The 14634-nt window shown below is 67.0% G+C and carries 14 protein-coding genes; 8 read left to right on the top strand and 6 right to left on the bottom strand.

The genetic code is table 11. The features are described 5' to 3' along the window. Positions 1 to 127: 127 nt before the first annotated feature. The gene (locus MTBUT4_RS15915) at positions 128 to 1258 is read right to left on the bottom strand and encodes a type III PLP-dependent enzyme (protein WP_173980675.1); all 1131 of its coding nucleotides are present in this window, start codon (positions 1256 to 1258) and stop codon (positions 128 to 130) included. A gap of 571 nt (positions 1259 to 1829) precedes the next feature. On the opposite strand from MTBUT4_RS15915, the gene MTBUT4_RS15910 reads away from it, so the two are divergent. Then, on the top strand, positions 1830 to 2114 hold the full coding sequence (locus MTBUT4_RS15910; protein WP_173980674.1) for a hypothetical protein: 285 nt from the start codon (positions 1830 to 1832) through the stop codon (positions 2112 to 2114). 264 nt (positions 2115 to 2378) lie between these two features. On the opposite strand, the gene thiS is transcribed toward MTBUT4_RS15910, so the two are convergent. Then, entirely contained in the window at positions 2379 to 3362 is a 984-nt protein-coding gene (thiS, locus tag MTBUT4_RS15905) for a sulfur carrier protein ThiS (protein ID WP_173980673.1), read from the bottom strand. A gap of 216 nt (positions 3363 to 3578) precedes the next feature. Here thiS and MTBUT4_RS15900 point away from each other — a divergent pair, with 216 nt between their 5' ends. The 6 genes from MTBUT4_RS15900 to aat all read left to right on the top strand — a co-directional run bounded on the left by MTBUT4_RS15900 (position 3579) and on the right by aat (position 8299). Further along, the gene (locus MTBUT4_RS15900) at positions 3579 to 4406 is read left to right on the top strand and encodes a hypothetical protein (RefSeq protein ID WP_173980672.1); all 828 of its coding nucleotides are present in this window, start codon (positions 3579 to 3581) and stop codon (positions 4404 to 4406) included. A 57-nt stretch (positions 4407 to 4463) separates the two neighbouring features. Continuing rightward, on the top strand, positions 4464 to 5282 hold the full coding sequence (locus tag MTBUT4_RS15895) for a M4 family metallopeptidase (protein WP_173980671.1): 819 nt from the start codon (positions 4464 to 4466) through the stop codon (positions 5280 to 5282). 62 nt (positions 5283 to 5344) lie between these two features. Beyond that, complete coding sequence (gene aroQ, locus MTBUT4_RS15890) at positions 5345 to 5791, top strand: type II 3-dehydroquinate dehydratase (protein ID WP_173980670.1); 447 nt, start codon at positions 5345 to 5347, stop codon at positions 5789 to 5791. Positions 5792 to 5799: 8 nt separating this feature from the next. After that, the gene (locus MTBUT4_RS15885) at positions 5800 to 6249 is read left to right on the top strand and encodes an acetyl-CoA carboxylase biotin carboxyl carrier protein subunit (protein ID WP_173980669.1); all 450 of its coding nucleotides are present in this window, start codon (positions 5800 to 5802) and stop codon (positions 6247 to 6249) included. 19 nt (positions 6250 to 6268) lie between these two features. Next, entirely contained in the window at positions 6269 to 7612 is a 1344-nt protein-coding gene (gene accC, locus MTBUT4_RS15880) for an acetyl-CoA carboxylase biotin carboxylase subunit (RefSeq protein WP_173980756.1), read from the top strand. A 63-nt stretch (positions 7613 to 7675) separates the two neighbouring features. Further along, entirely contained in the window at positions 7676 to 8299 is a 624-nt protein-coding gene (aat, locus tag MTBUT4_RS15875; protein ID WP_173980668.1) for a leucyl/phenylalanyl-tRNA--protein transferase, read from the top strand. A gap of 549 nt (positions 8300 to 8848) precedes the next feature. Here aat and MTBUT4_RS15870 read toward each other — a convergent pair. From MTBUT4_RS15870 to MTBUT4_RS15855, 4 genes are read right to left on the bottom strand one after another with little or no spacing between them, the layout of a single operon-like run. Continuing rightward, positions 8849 to 9226 carry a DUF2155 domain-containing protein gene (locus tag MTBUT4_RS15870; RefSeq protein WP_173980667.1) on the bottom strand — a complete coding sequence of 126 codons (378 nt, stop codon included), beginning with the start codon at positions 9224 to 9226 and terminating at the stop codon, positions 8849 to 8851. Then, positions 9223 to 9708: an outer membrane lipid asymmetry maintenance protein MlaD gene (locus MTBUT4_RS15865; RefSeq protein ID WP_173980666.1), complete on the bottom strand. Its 486-nt coding sequence runs from the start codon at positions 9706 to 9708 to the stop codon at positions 9223 to 9225. Before MTBUT4_RS15865 ends, MTBUT4_RS15870 begins: the two co-directional genes overlap by 4 nt. 20 nt (positions 9709 to 9728) lie before the next feature. Then, positions 9729 to 10229, bottom strand: coding sequence for an MlaD family protein (locus tag MTBUT4_RS15860; protein WP_173980665.1), 501 nt, complete (start codon positions 10227 to 10229; stop codon positions 9729 to 9731). After that, positions 10229 to 10579, bottom strand: coding sequence for an NADH:ubiquinone oxidoreductase subunit NDUFA12 (locus MTBUT4_RS15855; protein ID WP_173980664.1), 351 nt, complete (start codon positions 10577 to 10579; stop codon positions 10229 to 10231). The genes MTBUT4_RS15860 and MTBUT4_RS15855 overlap by 1 nt, the downstream gene beginning before the upstream one ends. Positions 10580 to 10888: 309 nt before the next feature. Here MTBUT4_RS15855 and MTBUT4_RS15850 point away from each other — a divergent pair, with 309 nt between their 5' ends. After that, complete coding sequence (locus MTBUT4_RS15850) at positions 10889 to 14545, top strand: vitamin B12-dependent ribonucleotide reductase (protein ID WP_173980663.1); 3657 nt, start codon at positions 10889 to 10891, stop codon at positions 14543 to 14545. The last annotated feature ends 89 nt before the right edge of the window (positions 14546 to 14634 follow it).

The following is a 14634-nucleotide window of genomic DNA, read 5'->3' as shown; positions in this document are numbered from 1 at the left end:
GTCCTTCGTGCCTTCGTGGTGAACACCTCTTTTCCCGACATGAAGAAGGGGACGCGGCTCGCACCGCGTCCCCTTCATCGGGCTCGGAGGTTCCCCGGGCGGCGTGGCGCCGCGCCGGAGGCCAGTTTCAGATGAAATAGGCCTTCAAGGGCGCGAAGCCGTTGAAGTTGACCGCCGAGTAGGAAGTGGTATAGGCGCCGGTCGACAGGATGCGCACCTTGTCGCCGACCTTGAGGGTCACCGGCATCTCGTAGCCGGCCTTTTCGTAGAGGATGTCCGCCGAATCGCAGGTCGGGCCGGCCAGCACCACCGGCGCGGTGTCGTCGCCGTCGCGGGGGGTGACGATGCGGTACTTGATGGCCTCGTCCATGGTCTCGGCCAGGCCGCCGAACTTGCCGACGTCCAGGTAGACCCAGCGCGAGTCTTCCTCGTAGCCCTTGCGCGAGATCAGCACCACCTCGGTCTCGAGCACGCCGGCGTCGCCCACCAGCGAACGGCCGGGCTCGATGATCATGGCCGGCAGGGCGTTGCCGAAATGCTTGGTCATGGCGTGCATGACGGCGTCGGCATAACGCTCGACCGCCGGCACGTCGGAGCGGTACTTGGCCGGGAAGCCGCCGCCCAGGTTGACCATGCGCAGCTCGATGCCGGCGGCGTTGAGGGCGGTGATCAGCATCGCCGCCTTGCCCACGGCGATGTCCCACTGGCCCAGATCGGTCTGCTGGGAGCCGACGTGGAACGACACGCCGTAGGGGTCGAGGCCCAGCTCGCGGGCCCGCACCAGCAGGTCCTTGGCCATGTCGATCTCGCAGCCGAACTTGCGCGACAGCGGCCATTCGGCGCCCTCGCAGGTCATCAGGATGCGGCAGAACACGCGCGAGCCGGGGGCGGATTCCGCCAGCTTCTCCAGCTCGCACAGGGAATCGAAGGCATAGAGGCGGACGCCCTTGGCATAGGCGTAGGCGATGTCCGACTGCTTCTTGATGGTGTTGCCGAACGAGATGCGCTCGGCCGGGGCGCCGTTCTCGAGGCACAGGTCGATCTCGCCGCGCGAGGCGACGTCGAAGGACGAGCCGAGGCCGGTCAGCATGCGCACGATCTCGGGGGCCGGGTTGGCCTTGACCGCATAGTACACCTGGGCGAGCGGCAGCCAGTGGCGCAGGCCGAGATAGTTGTCACGCACCACGTCCAGGTCAACCACCACGCAGGGGGTGACCGGACGGACTTCCTCCAGGAAACGGGCGATCTTCGCGGTCATCGCGAAACCCTCCAAACAACGACGACGGAACCTCGGTGCCGCGGGGGTCAACCACGCGGACCGTGAAAGCGACGGCAATTCGGGAAGCCGTCAGCTCCGCCGGGAGGGACTTCGGACATCGCTCCACAGCAGGGCCCAGACCTGCCGCGGGCGGAATCCATCAGCGAAAAGGGAAAAGGTTGCCGACAGCGCCTGCCGTGCCACCACGTTCATAGCTAAATCCTCCAAGCACCGGGGGCTTCCGCCCCGCTGCACCCAGAAGACGCCTTGGACGTCGTTACATAAACCCATTGAAGGGCCAGAGGCACGTGCGCTGTACGTCTCACCTGAAGGCGCTATATACGCCGTTTTCGCCGGATGAAAAGGGAAAAATTGAGCGTGCTGACGAAGTTTTTTCGCATATCTTGGCTTCTTTCATATTTTTCAATATGATAGAGCGATTGTTGCGGTGCGGTTACCGTCCCCCGAGCCCCCAGTAATAGCGCCGCGGCCTTCGGCTGCCGCACCATTAGGACCCCCTGTCACCATAGTGTCATCTTGCGCCGGGAGCGGCCGGAGCTACCCTGAAGCCATGGACATCGCCACCGTCGCCCTGCATTCCGACGCACCGGCCAAGCCGGCCTTCGGCGCCGCCTGCAACGGCTGCGGCCTGTGCTGCGCGCTTACCACCTGCCCGCTGGCCCGGATTCGTTTCCTGCGGGTACGCGGCCCCTGCCCCGCCCTGGACTGGATCGAGGCGGAGCGCCGCTACCGCTGCGGCATCGGCCGCTTCATGCGGTGGCTGCCGCAGCGGTTGATGCTGCGCTGGATCGCCGCCGGTGTGGGCTGCGACTGTCGGGCGGAGATGGGCAGCTAGGGTCCGGACTCAATTAGGGTGTGGCCTGCGCCGAGACGAATTTGCCCGCCTGGCAGGAAGGACGCGCAGCGCGATGTGGACCATCGCGCAAGCGGCCTGACGCACCGGGAGGGCAAATTCGTCCGGCCCGGAGGGTTGGCGTTCCAAGGGCGCCCTGGTACGTTGCCGCCGCTAGGCGATGCGTCCAGCATCGCCGTCGCGCCGGCGCCTGCCATTGCGCCCTTGGAACGCCAACGCAGGCCACACCCTAATTGAGTACGGACCCTAGATCAGCCCCGCCAGCGGCGAACTGGGGTCGGCGTAGAGCTTCTTCGGCATGCGCCCCGCCTGATAGGACAGGCGCCCTGCCTCCACCGCCAGCTTCATGGCGCGGGCCATGCGGATGGGGTCCCTGGCGGCGGCGATGGCGGTGTTCATCAGCACGCCGTCGCAGCCCAGCTCCATGGCCACCGCGGCGTCCGAGGCGGTGCCGACGCCGGCATCGACCAGCACCGGCACGGCGACGCTTTCCTTGATCAGGCGGATGTTGATGGGGTTCATGATGCCCAGGCCCGAGCCGATCAGCGAGCCCAGCGGCATGATGGCGACGCAGCCCATGTCCTCCAGCCTTTTCGCCTGGATGGGATCGTCCGAGCAGTAGACCATCACCTTGAAGCCGTCCCTGATCAGCGCCTCGGCGGCGGCCAGGGTCTCGGGCATGTTGGGATACAGGGTCTTCTGGTCGCCCAGCACCTCCAGCTTGACCAGGTCCCAGCCGCCGGCCTCGCGGGCCAGGCGCAGGGTGCGCACCGCCTCGTCGGCGGTGTAGCAGCCGGCGGTGTTGGGCAGGAAGGTGTAGGTCTTGGGGCTGACGTAATCGACCAGCATGGGCTGGCTGGGATCGGACAGGTTGACCCGGCGCACCGCCACGGTGACGATCTCGGCGCCCGAGGCCGCGATGGCCCGCGCCGTCTCCTCGAAATCCTTGTACTTGCCGGTGCCGACCAGCAGCCGTGAACTGAACTTGCGACCCGCCACCTCGAAGAAATCGTCCTCAGCCACGTCCGTCGCTCCTCCGCCGATGAAATGCACGATCTCCAGCCGGTCGCCCTCGCCCACCGCCACCGCGTCATAGGTGGATTTGGGCACGATCTCCAGGTTGCGCTCGACCGCCACCTTGCGCGGGTCGATGCCGAGTTCGCCCAGCAGCGCCTCGACGCTCATGGGGCCGGAGACGGTGCGCTGCTCGCCGTTGATGAAGATTTCCATGGGTGTCGTTCCTGAGGTACCGGGCGGCCGGGCCGGGCAGTATGCGGCGGGTGCGGTGGCAATTCAATGACCGTTGCAGAACCCCCCTTGCGCCCCTGCCACGCAGGGAATACGCTTCTTTGACGTGTTTTGCCGATGAGGTGCGCTATGTATACGAGGCTTCTTCCCGTTGCATCGTTTCTTTTGCTGGCCGGCTGCGCGACAAGCGGCAGCGTCGTGGTTGTACCGACCCCGGTGGCCGCCCCGGAGTTGACGTTCTATTCCGAAGGCACCGGCAAGATCGGCGACATCGCTACCCGCCACCCCGAACTCAAGGACCGCGAGAAGGATGTTGCCGACGTGTGCAAGGCGCCGGGCGCCACCCCGGCCGCCGTCGCGGGCCTGATCACCGTCGGCGCCGAGCGTGCCCTCGCTTACTTGGTGGACCAGGCCGACAAGGCGCTTCAGGCGGAAATGGCCAAGTACACGGCGACCTATTCGGCGTCCTCCGCCTTCCAGCTCTACGACAAGGCGCCGTCGCTGAAAGCCCAGTGCTTCCGCATGGTTCGAACGGCCAAGGTTGACGGCAAGGACATCGTCGCGCTGGATTTCGTCGGTGTGCTGGAACTCAAGGGCGACAAGAACGTGCTGACCGCCCGTCCGCTGCGCCTCTATTCCGAGGCTGCCGCTGCCAAGACCGATGCCAGCGGCAAGGTCGGCATCGCCCTCTCCTTGCGCCTGGATTCGTATTGGCGCGAGGCGCAGGGCGGCAACCTGAAGGCCCCCGCCTGGAGCGGCACGGTGCTGAGCGAGTCCCTGGAGTACAAGGGCGTGCCGTATGTCTACAAGTCCTATAGCCAGGAAACCAAGCCCGGCACCATCGGGGCGCTGCCGCCGTGGTCGCCCGAAGGGCGCAACTGGACGGTGGCCACCCTCACCGTCGCCGAGACCGGCAATCCGCCGTGGTTGCTGGAGAATCTGGCCAAGCTGTTCCACGACAAGAAGGACGACATCAAGACCAAGCTGACCGAGGCGGCTACTGCCGTCCTGCCGGCGGCGCCGTGATCGTCCACCGGTGCGGCGGCATGCCGCCGCACCGGCCTCCTCCTGGGACTACCGGCCTTGCACCGACTCATCTTCGATGCCGAATACGACAAATATCTGCCCTCCAGCCCTGCGCGCCAGGAAGGGAAGGAACCCTCGGACATAGAGGTAGTAAACACCGCCTATGACAACGCTGGTGAAGCCCACAAATTCCTCCGGGAATGCTTCGGCCGCGTGTCCTTCGACGGGAGGGATGCCACAATACGGGTGGTGGTGCGCCACGGCAATCGTTCCGAATGGCGTGAATCATCGATCTGCCTGGCCACCGACCACTCGACCCACCTCGACCTGCTCACCCACGAATTCTTCCACGGCGTCCTGGCGACCACCATCCGGCCGATCATGGAGGGTCAGTCCGGGGCGCTGGCCGAGTCCTTCTGCGACGTGATGGGCGTGCTGTGCCGGCAGTGGCACTTGGAACGGACGGGAGGTCAAGCCGCCGGCACCGACTGGATGGTGGGCGCCGGCGTCTTCCCGGACTTCGCCCCCCTTTCCAACGCCCTGCGGTCCCTGGCGGCACCTGGCTCGGTCTTCGGCGACGCCCTGCTGCCGGGCGGACCCCAGGTGGCTCATTTTTCCAATCTGGTCACCGGCGACGCCGACATCTACCGCAATGCCGGCATTCCCAGCCATGCCTTCTACCTTGCCGCGACGGGGGCCGGCGGCCACGCCTGGACCGGTATCGGGCGGGTCTGGTTCGAGGCATTCACCCGGGATTTGGGCGATGAGGCGGAATTCGCCGACGCCGCCCGCCATACCATCCGGCGTGCCGAAGCGCTGGGATTGGCGGCGCCTGTCGTCAAGGCCTGGCAACAGGTCGGCGTCCCTACCGCGTAACAATATTTCGTAGGTCGCAGGTTCCCATTGCGCTTGTCCTAGCGCGTGATATAAGTCCCCCCATGGCGGACCCCATCGTCCTGATCATCAACGGCCCCAACCTCAACATGCTGGGCACGCGCCAGCCCGAGGTCTACGGCTCCGAGACTCTCGCCGACCTCGAGACGGCGACGACGGCGCATGGGGCCAGGCTGGGCCTGGCCGTCGAGGTCCGCCAGTCCAACCACGAAGGCGACCTGGTCGACTGGATCCAGGGCGCCCGGGGGCGCTGCGCCGGCATCGTCATCAATGCCGGCGCCTATACCCACACCTCGGTAGCCGTCCTCGACGCGCTGCTGGCGGCCGAAGTGCCCGCCATCGAGGTGCATCTGTCCCATATTCACCAGCGTGAAGAATTCCGTCACCATTCCTATGTGTCCAAGGCGGCCAAGGGCATGATCTGCGGGCTGGGGAGCCACGGCTACCTGCTCGCCCTCGACGCCCTGGCCCGCATGATCAGGGGAAGCTGAACAGTCCCATGCCGACCAAGAACATCGATTCCGAGCTTGTCCGCTCGCTCGCCCATCTGCTCGACGAGACCAACCTGACCGAGATCGAATACGATACCGGTTCCCTGCGCATCCGCGTCGCCCGCCAGGGCGTGCCGATGACCGTCCACCACGCCGCCCCCGTCGCGGTCGCGGCACCGGCGGCGGCTCCGGCGGCGGCGGCCCATGACGACGCGGCCAACCATCCCGGGGCGGTCACCTCGCCCATGGTCGGCGTCGCCTATATGGCGCCCGAACCGGGAGCGGCCAGGTTCATCGAGATTGGCGCCATGGTCACCGAGGGCCAGACCCTGATGCTGATCGAGGCGATGAAGACCTTCAACCCGATCCGCGCCACGCGCGGCGGCAAGGTCACCCGCATCCTGGTGACCGATGGCCAGCCGGTGGAATTCGGCGAGCCGTTGATCATCGTGGAATAGAAAGGCGGCCGCGCCGATGATGTTCGAGAAGGTTCTGATCGCCAATCGCGGCGAAATCGCGCTTCGCATCCACCGCGCCTGCCGCGAGATGGGGATTCGCACCGTGGCGGTGCATTCCACCGCCGACAACGACGCCATGCATGTCCGCCTCGCCGACGAGGCGGTGTGCATCGGCCCGCCCTCGGCCAAGGATTCCTACCTCAACAAGGCGGCCATCCTGTCGGCCGCCACCATCACCGGCGCCGACGCCATCCATCCCGGCTACGGCTTCCTGTCCGAGAACGCCGATTTCGCCAGCATGGTCGAGGAGCACGGCTTCGCCTTCATCGGCCCCAGCCCCGACCACATCCGCATGATGGGCGACAAGATCACCGCCAAGCTGGCGGCCAAGTCGGCCGGGCTGCCTTGCGTGCCGGGCTCGGAAGGAGCGCTGGAAACCGAGGAGGAGGCGCTGGCCTGCGCCGCCGACATCGGCTATCCGGTGCTGATCAAGGCCACCGCCGGCGGCGGCGGCAAGGGCATGAAGGTGGCCCGCAACGCCGAAGAACTTCGGGAATCCTACAAGTTGGCCCGCAACGAGGCCAAGGCCGCCTTCGGCAATCCCGACGTCTACATGGAGAAGTATCTCGGCCATCCGCGCCACATCGAGATGCAGATCCTGGCCGACAATTACGGCGCCGTGGTCCACCTGGGAGAGCGCGACTGCTCGCTGCAGCGCCGCCACCAGAAGGTGCTGGAGGAGGCCCCCTCGCCGGCGCTCAATGCCAGCCAGCGCGAGAAGATCGGCGGCATCGCCCGCAACGCCATCAAGACCCTGGGCTACCGCAACGCCGGCACCATCGAGTTCCTGTTCGAGGACGGCGAGTTCTACTTCATCGAGATGAACACCCGCCTGCAGGTCGAGCACCCCATCACCGAGGCCATCACCGGCATCGACCTGGTGCGCGAGCAGATCCGCATCGCCGCCGGCGCCCCCCTGGGCTACGACCAGGAAGACATCCGCTTCCAGGGCCATGCCATCGAGTGCCGCATCAACGCCGAGGACCCCCACACCTTCACCCCGTCGCCGGGCCGCATCGAGGGCTATCATTCCCCCGGCGGGCTGGGCGTGCGGGTGGATTCGGGCCTCTATGCCGGCTACCGCATCCCGCCGCACTACGACAGCATGATCGCCAAGCTGATCGTCTCGGGCACCAGCCGCAACGAGGCGCTGATGCGCCTGCGCCGCGCGCTGGGCGAATACGTCATCGACGGCATCAAGACCACCCTGCCCCTGCACAGCCGGCTGATCCAGGATGCCGATTTCGTCAACGGCGACTACGACATCCATTGGCTGGAAAAGTTCGTGGCCCAGCACAACTGATATTGTCCTGGAAATCCGCCGTAGGCACGCTACCTTTACGGTGTGACTGCCGGATTGGTGCGCATGAGGCCGTTGACGTCTGACCTGCTGCTTAAGGCCTACGCTTTGGGGATCTTCCCCATGGCGCGGTCGCGAACCGAGCCGCGGCTCTACTGGATCGACCCCGACCAGCGCGGCATCCTGCCGCTGGACGGCTTCCACGTCCCCAAATCGCTGCGCAAGGTGCTGAAGCGGGGCGGCTTCGAGCTGCGGGTGGACACCGCCTTCTCCCAGGTCATCGAGGGCTGCGCCCGCACCACCCGGACCCGCCCCGACACCTGGATCAACGACCAGATCGCCACCCTCTTCATCGACCTCTACCGCCTGGGCCTCGCCCACTCGGTGGAGACCTGGCAGGGCGGCCGCCTTGTCGGCGGTCTCTACGGCCTGGCCCTGGGGGGCGCCTTCTTCGGCGAGAGCATGTTCAGCACCGAGACCGAGGCCAGCAAGGTGGCGCTGGTGGATCTGGTGGCCCGGCTCAAGATCGGCGGCTACCGCCTGCTCGACACCCAGTTCGTCACCGAGCATCTGGTGCGCTTCGGCGCCGTCGAGATCCCGCGCGAGAAATACCTGCGGATGCTGTCCGACGCCATCGAGCTGCCGGCGGCGTTTCCCCGCCAGCCGGTGGCATGGGAAGCGGCGCTGTAGAGGCGGCGGCGGCACCACATGGTCGTCATCGCCGGGCTTCACCCAGTACCGCCCGGTTCATTCGTCCCGCCCCCTTATCGTCATGCCCGGGCTTGCCCCACTTCTGTCCGGTTTAATTTTCGGAACGCCTTTCGAAGCCCTTGGTGACGGCTGCGTCCAGGGTGACGCTGGCCGCAGTAGACATAATTTCCCTCGCCCGCCAGCGGGAGAGGGAGGGGCCCGTCGCGACAGCGACGGGAGGGAGAGGGCGCGCACCGCCAGGTGCGCTTCGCGACAGCGAAAGCGGCTGTCTCTCCAGGTCTTGGGCGCGTGGACACGCGCCGCCCTCACCCCGGCTCGCTGACGCTCGCCCCCTCTCCCGCAGGCGGGCGAGGGGGCCCTTAACAGCCGAAAATTAAACCGGACAGCCGTGGGCTTGACCCGGGCATCTACCGTGGCGTCACCTAACTCACTGTTTCAAAATGTTTTCTGGCGGACCGACGTGGATCGCCGGGTCAAGCCCGGCGATGACGATAAAGGGCCAACAGGCCCATCACCGCCGGATAGACGCTAATGGCAGTCCAGCACCCAGACGTCGAAGACCGGGTGTTCCATGGCCGACAGCGCCGGGCTGGAGGCGAACATCCAGCCGCGGAACACGCTTTGTGCCGGCTGGTTCGGCTTCAGTTCCCAGATGTCGAGGAAGGCGGCGCTTTCCGGGCTTTCCTCGGGGCGGCGCTTGTGGCAGGCCCGCACGATGATCTCGAGGGTGCCGAAATGCACCGGTTCGCCCACCGGCGCCTCGATGGTGTCGACGCGGGCGGTGATCTTGTCCAGCCCGCCCAGCTGGGCCACCTTGAGCGCCAGTTCCGGCACCGGGGCCTGGGCCGCCGCAAGCGACGGCGCCAGGCACAAGACGGCGGCGGCGAGCAGGCGGCGCAGGCTCATTGCGCCGGGCCGGCCGGGGCCGCCGGCTGGGCGGGGGCGTCGGAAGTGGCGAGGAAGATCAGCTCGCCCACCATCTCCTCGATGGACTTGAAGTCCTTGGTGCGGGTGATGGAGCCGCCCTCGGCGATGCGCTCGGCGGCGCGGCCGGGCTCCAGGCGCACGAACTTGCCGCCCAGCAGCCCCTCGGTGGCGATGGTCGCCAGGGTGTCCTTGGGCAGCCGGATCTCGGGGGTGATGGACAGCCGCACCACCGCGTTGAAGGTGTTGGGGTCGAGGGCATGGCCGGCCACGGTGCCGACCTTGATGCCGTTGATGCGCACGTCCGAGCCGACGTCGAGACCGCCGACGCTGGCGAAGCTGGCGGTGATCTCGTAGCCCTTGACCTCGCGCAGGTCGGCGTGGGTGTAGGCGAACACCAGGAAGAAGCCGGCCACCAGCAGCACCACGGCGCCCATGATGGTCTCGATCAGGTTGCGTCCCATGTCTAGCTCTCCCAGGTGTCTCAGTTGGTGACCGAGGGCACCGGCTTGTCCAGGTATCCGCGTTTGGCCCGGGCCTGCTGGATGATCATGTCCAGCAGTTCCTCGATGACCATGGCGTCCTGGGTATAGGGTATCTCCTGGCCCGGCTTCAGCACCGTTTCCTCGGCCCCCGGCTTGAGCTCGATGTACTTCGAGCCCAGCAGCCCGTCGGTCTGGATGGCGGCGGCGGTGTCGGCGGTCAGCGCCACGTTCGAGGCGATGCGCAGCTCGGTCACGGCGCGGAAGTCGGGGGCCAGGTGGCGGCCGACCACCTTTCCCACCGGCACGCCCGACAGCCGCACCGGGCTGCCGATGGTGATGCCGTCCAGGCGGTTGAAGCGGGCGGTCAGCAGGTAGCCGGCATCGGTGCGGTCCTCGCCGGGTCCCTCGGTCCCGGCATAGACCAGGACCAGCAGCAGGGCGGCCACCGCCACCACCACCGCCCCGATGGCGGTATCCCGGTTGCCGCCCTTGGTGACCATCAGGGTCGCCAGCCTTCGTAGTCGCCGGTGGCGCGCTCGCGCCGGCCGCCCATCAGGTCGTGGCCGGGCGGCAGATAGGCGTTGGCGCCGCCGGTCTGGTTGGGCTCGTAGGGCTTCTGCCACGGCGCCGGGACGACGTCGGTCAACGGCTTGTCCACCGTGTAATGCAGCCAGGCATGCCATTCCGGCGGCACCGCCGAGGCCTCGGTGCGGCCGCCGTAGATCACCCAGCGCCGGGCCGGGCGCCCCTTGGCGCCGCGGCGCTCGACATAATAGGTGTTGCCGGCGGTGTCGGTGCCGACCATGCGGCCCTTCAGCATGGTGTAGAGCAGGGTGCCCAGGGTGGTCATCGCGTTCCCTTGGTTCTAAAGGAATTCAGGCCCGGATCATGGCAAAACCGGGAGCACCCGTCCAGTGGCCTCGCCGTCCCTGCCCGCCATGGCCACGGCGCCTCGGACGGCGGGGCTACATTATGTGGCGAGCCGCCACGAATTCGTCAAAATCTTGTTGATCCCCGGATCGCCTTGTCATAGCCTGTGTCTCGGTTGGGGGCGAGCCACAACATGTTGTGAGTCTCGCGAACGAGGGGGCGCGCGGGTTCCCTTGGTCGCCGTCGTCCCTGGCGGTCAATAAATCAAGATTCGACCAGAGGGGAAGCAATGCGCGTCCAGCGTCATTTCACCAAGGCAGGGGAATCCGCCTTCGCGGCCATCGCGTTCCGCACCGCCACCAGCGAAATCCGCAATCCCGATGGATCGGTGGTGTTCCAGGCCGCAGACATCGAGGTCCCCGCCGCCTGGTCGCAGGTCGCCTGCGACGTGCTGGCGCAGAAGTATTTCCGCAAGGCCGGCGTGCCGGCGCGCCTCAAGCGGGTGGCCGAGAAGGGCGTGCCCGAATGGCTGCAGCGCCACGAGCCCGACAAGGCCGCCCTGGCCGAGCTGCCCGAGGCCGAGCGGGTGGTCGGCGAGACCAGCGCGCGGCAGGTGTTCGACCGCCTGGCCGGGACCTGGACCTATTGGGGCTGGAAGGGCGGCTATTTCGCCACCGAGGCCGACGCGCTGACCTTCCGCGACGAGATGGCGTTCATGCTGGCGGCCCAGATGGGCGCCCCCAACAGCCCGCAATGGTTCAATACCGGCCTGCACTGGGCCTACGGCATCGACGGCCCCGGCCAGGGCCACCATTACATCGACTTCAAGACCGGCAAACTGGTCCGCTCCAAGTCGGCCTACGAGCATCCGCAGCCCCACGCCTGCTTCATCCAGTCCATCGAGGACGACCTGGTGAACGAGGGCGGCATCATGGATCTGTGGGTGCGCGAGGCGCGCCTGTTCAAGTACGGCTCGGGCACCGGCACCAACTTCTCGAAGCTGCGCGGCGAGGGCGAGCGCCTGTCGGGCGGCGGCAGGTCCAGCGGCCTGATGAGCTTCCTCAAGATCGGCGACCGCGCCGCCGGCGCCATCAAGTCGGGCGGCACCACCCGGCGCGCCGCCAAGATGGTGGTGGTCGACGTCGACCATCCCGACATCGAGAATTTCGTCAACTGGAAGGTCATCGAGGAGCAGAAGGTGGCCGCCCTGGTGGCCGGCTCCAAGCTGGCCAACAAGCACCTGTCCGAGGTGATGGCCGCCTGCCGCGACTGGGACGGCGCCGACACCGAGGACCGCTTCGACCCCAAGCGCAACGCCAAGCTGCGCAAGGCCATCATCGCGGCCCGCGGCTCGATGATCCCCGAGAACTACATCCAGCGGGTGATCCAGTTCGCCCGCCAGGGCTATACCGAGATCGAGTTCCCGGTGTTCGACACCGACTGGGATTCCGAGGCCTACCTCACCGTCTCGGGGCAGAACTCCAACAACACCGTGCGGGTCACCAACCAGTTCCTGGACGCCGTCATCGAGGACCAGGACTGGGTGCTGAAGCACCACACCTCGGGCAAGGTCAAGAAGGTGCTGAAGGCCCGCGACCTGTGGCAGACCATCGGCGAGGCGGCCTGGGCCTGCGCCGATCCGGGCATCCAGTTCGACACCACCATCAACGACTGGCACACCTGCCCGACCACCGGGCGCATCAACGCCTCGAATCCCTGTTCCGAGTACATGTTCCTGGACGACACCGCCTGCAACCTGGCGTCGCTCAACCTGATGTGCTTCAGAAGGGCGGATAACGGTTTCGACATCGAGGGCTTCCGCCACGCCTGCCGGCTGTGGACCATGGTGCTGGAAATCTCGGTGCTGATGGCGCAGTTCCCGTCCGAGAAGATCGCCCTGCTGTCCTACGAATACCGCACCCTCGGGCTGGGCTACGCCAATGTCGGCGGCCTGCTGATGGCCTCGGGCATTCCCTATGACAGCGACCGCGGCCGCGCCCTGATCGGCGCCATCACCGCCCTGATGACCGGCGAAGCCTATGTCACCTCGGCCGAGATGGCGGCCGAACACGGCGCCTTCCCCGGCTTCACCCCCAACCGCGAGCCCATGCTGCGGGTGATCCGCAACCATCGGCGCGCCGCCTATGGCCTGACCTCGGGATACGAGGGCCTGGCCGTCGGCCCGGTGCCGCTGGACGCCGAGAACTGCCCCGACGCCGCCCTGGTGGCGGCCGCCCGGCTGACCTGGGACGACGCCCTGGCGGCCGGCGAGAAGCACGGCTTCCGCAACGCCCAGACCACCGTGGTCGCCCCCACCGGCACCATCGGCCTGGTGATGGATTGCGACACCACCGGAATCGAGCCCGACTTCGCCCTGGTCAAGTTCAAGAAGCTGGCCGGCGGCGGCTACTTCAAGATCATCAACCGCATGGTGCCCGACGCCCTGCGCACCCTGGGCTACGCCGAGTCCGACATCGCCGAGATCATCCGCTACGCGGTCGGCCACGGCACCTTGCGCGACGCCCCCGGCATCAACCACGAGGCGCTGAAGGCCAAGGGTTTCGGCGACGACGCCCTGGAGCGGGTCGAGCAGGCCCTGGAAAGCGCCTTCGACATCAAGTTCGTCTTCAACAAGTACACCCTGGGCGAGGAATTCTGCACCCACACCCTGGGCATCGCCCGCGAGAAGCTGGACGACTTCTCGTTCGACCTGCTGGCCCATCTCGGCTTCAGCCGCGACCAGATCGAGGCCGCCAACACCTACTGCTCCGGCGCCATGACGCTGGAGGGCGCCCCCTTCCTGAAGGACGCCCACCTGCCGGTGTTCGACTGCGCCAACGCCTGCGGCAAGATCGGCAAGCGCTTCCTGTCGGTGGAAAGCCACATCCGCATGATGGCGGCGGCCCAGCCCTTCATCTCGGGCGCCATCTCCAAGACCATCAACATGGCCAACGCCGCCACGGTCGAGGATTGCATGGACGCCTACATGCTGTCCTGGCGCCTGGGCCTGAAGGCCAACGCCCTGTACCGCGACGGCTCGAAGCTGTCGCAGCCGCTGCAATCGGCCCTGCTGGACGATGCCGGCGAGCTGGAGGCCGAGATCGCCGAGGCGCCGCTGGCGGCCCGGGCCGAGATCGTCGCCGAGCGCATCGTCGAACGCATCATCGCCGCCAGCCGGCGCAAGCTGCCCGACCGCCGCAAGGGCTATACCCAGAAGGCCATCGTCGGGGGCCACAAGGTCTATCTGCGCACCGGCGAGTACGACGACGGCAAGCTGGGCGAGATCTTCATCGACATGCACAAGGAAGGCGCCGCCTTCCGCGCCATGATGAACAACTTCGCCATCGCGGTGTCGCTGGGCCTGCAATACGGCGTCCCGCTCGAGGAATACGTCGAGGCCTTCACCTTCACCCGCTTCGAGCCGTCGGGCATGGTCGAGGGCAACGAGACCATCAAGATGTCCACGTCCATCCTGGACTACATCTTCCGCGAGCTGGCCATCTCCTATCTGGGCCGCAACGAGCTGGCCCATGTGGAGCCCAACGACCTCACCCCCGACACGGTGGGCCGCGGTCAGGCGGAAAGCCACCTCGATACCGGCCCGCTGGGCTCGGTGGTGGAGCGCGTCGCCTCGAAGGGCTATGTGCGGTCCAAGTTCCTGGTGGTCGCCGGCGGCGGCGGCGGCGTTGCCGCCACCACCACCGCGGCCTCGCTGTCGGCCGACCTGGCCGGCGCCACCCTGCAGATGGCCCAGCCGATGGTGGCGCTGTCGGTGGACGCCGAAGCGGCGATCCAGGAATTCGACGCCCGCGCCGAGCAGATCCGCCGCGCCCGCATGAAGGGCTACGAAGGCGACGCCTGCCCCGAATGCGGCAACTTCACCCTGGTCCGCAACGGCACCTGCCTGAAATGCGACACCTGCGGCGGCACCACGGGGTGTTCGTAAGAACATACGGAACGAATAGCCTGGATCCTTCTTCAGGCTATCTCCGGGGAAGGGGCGCTTCGGCGCCCCTTTCTTGTTTTTCCGCCGGA

It is taken from the genome of Magnetospirillum sp. UT-4 (assembly GCF_902729435.1).
Taxonomy (GTDB): domain Bacteria; phylum Pseudomonadota; class Alphaproteobacteria; order Rhodospirillales; family Magnetospirillaceae; genus Magnetospirillum.
The sequence above is the reverse complement of the archived record's forward strand: the minus strand, read 5'-3'. Positions and strand labels throughout refer to the sequence as shown.

Excerpts from the sequence above, each read along its gene's own strand:
- MTBUT4_RS15910 (WP_173980674.1), top strand. The coding sequence starts at position 1,830 with ATGGACATCGCCACCGTCGCCCTGCATTCCGACGCACCGGCCAAGCCG.
- MTBUT4_RS15870 (WP_173980667.1), bottom strand. The coding sequence starts at position 9,226 with ATGAGCCTGCGCCGCCTGCTCGCCGCCGCCGTCTTGTGCCTGGCGCCG.
- thiS (WP_173980673.1), bottom strand. The coding sequence starts at position 3,362 with ATGGAAATCTTCATCAACGGCGAGCAGCGCACCGTCTCCGGCCCCATG.
- MTBUT4_RS15860 (WP_173980665.1), bottom strand. The coding sequence starts at position 10,229 with ATGGTCACCAAGGGCGGCAACCGGGATACCGCCATCGGGGCGGTGGTG.
- MTBUT4_RS15855 (WP_173980664.1), bottom strand. The coding sequence starts at position 10,579 with ATGACCACCCTGGGCACCCTGCTCTACACCATGCTGAAGGGCCGCATG.
- MTBUT4_RS15885 (WP_173980669.1), top strand. The coding sequence starts at position 5,800 with ATGCCGACCAAGAACATCGATTCCGAGCTTGTCCGCTCGCTCGCCCAT.
- aat (WP_173980668.1), top strand. The coding sequence starts at position 7,676 with ATGAGGCCGTTGACGTCTGACCTGCTGCTTAAGGCCTACGCTTTGGGG.
- aroQ (WP_173980670.1), top strand. The coding sequence starts at position 5,345 with ATGGCGGACCCCATCGTCCTGATCATCAACGGCCCCAACCTCAACATG.
- MTBUT4_RS15865 (WP_173980666.1), bottom strand. The coding sequence starts at position 9,708 with ATGGGACGCAACCTGATCGAGACCATCATGGGCGCCGTGGTGCTGCTG.
- MTBUT4_RS15850 (WP_173980663.1), top strand. The coding sequence starts at position 10,889 with ATGCGCGTCCAGCGTCATTTCACCAAGGCAGGGGAATCCGCCTTCGCG.
- MTBUT4_RS15915 (WP_173980675.1), bottom strand. The coding sequence starts at position 1,258 with ATGACCGCGAAGATCGCCCGTTTCCTGGAGGAAGTCCGTCCGGTCACC.
- accC (WP_173980756.1), top strand. The coding sequence starts at position 6,269 with ATGTTCGAGAAGGTTCTGATCGCCAATCGCGGCGAAATCGCGCTTCGC.